Here is a 2,953-nt window from a genome sequence, read left to right on the forward strand (position 1 = left end):
TGCGTCCTGTGGTTCTCACAAGGATGCGCACAGGAGTACAAAGTGGGCAAGCTGCGTACCGAACGGGACGAACGGCTCAGGCAGTGTATCGGGTCGCCGTCGGGCTGCTGCGTCACGCCTCACCTGCTGTGGGGGCGTCTTCGTCGTCGTTAGGGTGTGCCTGCTCGCCGGCTTCGCCGCTGGCCTCGTCCCTGGCCTCCAGTGCGTCGTAGCTGGCCGGCAGCCGGGTCATCAGTCCCTATGTGTCCCGGTCTGGGAAGGCGCGGGTGACGGCGGCGGTGCGGCTGGAGACGTGCAGCCTGGCGTAGATGTTTTCCAGGTGCTTGCGCACGGTTCCCTCCGACACGCCGAGGCGGCGGGCGATCTGGGCGTTGGTGTGCCCGGCGGCCACGAGGTGCAGCAGTTCCCAGTGCCGGGGGGTGAGCTGCGGTGCGCCCCGGCGGCGGCGCTCCGCGTCCAGGTAGGCCTGGTGCAGGTGCGGGCGCAGCAGGGTAAGCAGCGCGCGGTCGCGTTCGGAGAAATCCGGGCCGGCCTCGCGGAAGAACAGCAGCCGCACGCTCGGCCCGCCGTCCCGCCGCCCGGGATCGGCGATCCACCCGGGGCCAGCGGGCAGGCACACCATGATCTCGTGCTCGATCTCCCGCATGTAGTCGCTGTGCATTCCGGTGTTGTGCCACTGCCGGGCCGAGTAGAAGTCCGAGATCTTCGTGACGCTGCGCAGGTCGCCGGTCTGGTCGGGGTAGCTGCAGCAGGGGCTGTCCCAGTAGTGCTTCCAAAACCGCGCGATGTCCTCCTCGGTCTCCTGCCAGTCGTCGCCGGGTTCGAGGGGGGCCGTCTGCGCGAACCGGTCCGCCTGCTGGGCGGTGTCCATGCCGACGAATGACAGGAAATCGCAGCGGATCAGGCCCAACAGGTCATCGAGCAGGGACGGCGCCAGCCCGTGTGCCGGGGGCTCGCCGCGGTCCTCGCTGACGATCCCCGCCAGGGTGCGCAGGTCGCGCCCGCTGGCCGTGAGGGTCGCCGTCATCACGCCCCCCTTCCCTCGGCTTCATCCACGGTACCCCGGCCGGGGTGGCCTGGGCATACGCAGAACGGCGAATGGCAGGCGCCGCGCGCCTGTGCGCACACTGAGCCCGATCGACCGCATCGTGCGCGTGAAGGAGAACATGATGAACCCGATCCATCGCATCCGTCGGCTGGCCGGCGTACTCGCCGGTGCCCTGCTTGCATCGGCTGCCGCCGCGCCCGCCGCGCTCGCCGTCAACCGCCCGCTCCCGGACGGCCGGCCTGCCTTCGTGCCCACCTACCCGGCCACGTCCCCGGCTACTGCCGCCGTCGCCGCGGGCGGCATGCCCGGCTGGCAGATCGCCCTGATCGCCATCGGCGCCGCGCTGGTCGCCGCCACCGTCGCGGTGGTCCTGGACCGCGCGCTGGCTGCCCGCAAGGTGCACGCCACCACCGCCTGATCTCACGCGGCGGCGGCCACGCCGCCCAACCCAAGGACAGGAGCATGACATGGCACTGTTCATGGACCATCACGAGGACCTGAAGCTGCCCGCCGAGGTCCTCGCGCAGATCGCCGAGGACACCAGCCGCTGCCATCGCTCCGGTGAGGCGCCTGGCCCGGCTGCTGTTCCGCCGCGCTACCGCGTAGGGCATCGGGCCACACCGCCACATACCGCCCCACGGACCGTTACTGTCGGCTCGAGCCTCACTTCCGGCCGATTGGCGAGGCACTGAACCGGCCCGTCACCGCGGGACGACTGCGTTACGCCTCACCTGCGGGGACGTCTTCATCGTCATCGTCCGCTGGCTCGTCCGCTTCGTCGCTGATCTCGCCGTCCGCTTCGTCGCTGGCTTCAAGGGCGTCGTAGCTGGCCGCCACGTCCTCCGGGGTCATCGGAAGGCGGGCCAGCGACGGTGGCGCGCCGGAGTCGATGACCTGCCTGAGCAGCACGGCCATCGAGTAGTTCGCGTCTTCCGCCAGCGCCCGGTCAAGCGCGACATTCGCGAGCGCTCCGTTGCCCGACTGCCACGCCACGAACGCGAGCAGTGCAGCCGGGGCGCAGACGTACCCGGGCTGGGCCAGCCGGGTCAGGTCGGTCCACAGCCGCGTATGCGCCTCGCGGTGCTCTGGTCGCATCCGTGACCACGCGTCGTCGCGGACCCGGAGGTCACGCAGCACGACCGTGAGCCAGGCCGCTTCCTCTGGTTCGAGGCGCCTGCCGCCGCGGTAGCGGCGGATGCCCTCGGAGACCGCGGGCAGGCCGACGGTGGCGATCAGGCGGCGGACGGACGCCTTCCGGCCGGACCGCGCCGCCCGCGCGATGGCCCTGGCGATCTGTTCTTCGGCTTCCTTGGTCGCCTGGCGCATCTGTCCGGCGGCAGCTCCGGTGACCGGCGCGACCGTAGCCGCCAGCGCGTCCCTGCTGGCCAGCACCCTGGCGCTCTCGGCGGCCATGGCCCGGGCAGCCGGATGGTCCCTCACGTCGAACGGCTTGCCCTCTGGCGGGCAGCAGGCTGGGTCTCCGCACACGAAGGACCAGTAACGCTGGTTTTCCGCCCGGAGCAGCTCGGTCACGGTAACGCCGGCCCCCGGCGCGCAGTCCCGCAGCGCCGCGGCGACCGGTGAGACGAGGTGCTCAGGACCGTACCCCACCGCGACCGCGGTCTGGATGCGCTGCGCGGTGAGCACGCTCATGGCGTGCGCGGCCACCGCGGGGGCCAGCCCCGGATCGGGCAGGTCATAGCGGAGCGTGAGCCTGACCTCCGCACCGGGCTGCTCTACGCCGATCACGACCATGCTGTTGCCTGGCTCGAACCCGAGCAGCACGGGCACCACCGCCAGCAGCGAGGCGGGCGACCCGATCCGGATCCGGCGCTCCGCGGCCGTCCCCGCGTCCGGCGCGACGCCGGCGTCCCTGCCGGTACGCGATTGCGCACGGCGCTCGCC

3 protein-coding genes are annotated in these 2,953 nt (G+C 71.8%); 1 reads left to right on the forward strand and 2 read right to left on the reverse strand.

The annotated features are described in order from the left end of the window. Positions 1 to 238: 238 nt before the first annotated feature. On the reverse strand, positions 239 to 1,027 hold the full coding sequence (locus WA805_RS01960; protein WP_422282691.1) for a helix-turn-helix transcriptional regulator: 789 nt from the start codon (positions 1,025 to 1,027) through the stop codon (positions 239 to 241). A gap of 91 nt (positions 1,028 to 1,118) precedes the next feature. Between WA805_RS01960 and WA805_RS01965 the strand changes: the two genes are divergently transcribed. Beyond that, positions 1,119 to 1,466: a hypothetical protein gene (locus WA805_RS01965; protein WP_422282689.1), complete on the forward strand. Its 348-nt coding sequence runs from the start codon at positions 1,119 to 1,121 to the stop codon at positions 1,464 to 1,466. Between the two features lie 302 nt (positions 1,467 to 1,768). Here the strand turns inward: WA805_RS01965 and WA805_RS01970 are convergent. Next, a partial coding sequence (locus tag WA805_RS01970; RefSeq protein WP_425241510.1) for a DUF4192 domain-containing protein occupies positions 1,769 to 2,953 on the reverse strand: 1,185 nt, incomplete at its 5' end.

Origin of the sequence: Trebonia sp. (genome assembly GCF_049794275.1) — a bacterium.
GTDB lineage: Bacteria > Actinomycetota > Actinomycetes > Streptosporangiales > Streptosporangiaceae > Trebonia.

What these genes read in the sequence shown, in the direction of transcription:
- WA805_RS01960 (WP_422282691.1), bottom strand. Translation starts at nt 1,027, where the DNA reads ATGACGGCGACCCTCACGGCCAGCGGGCGCGACCTGCGCACCCTGGCG.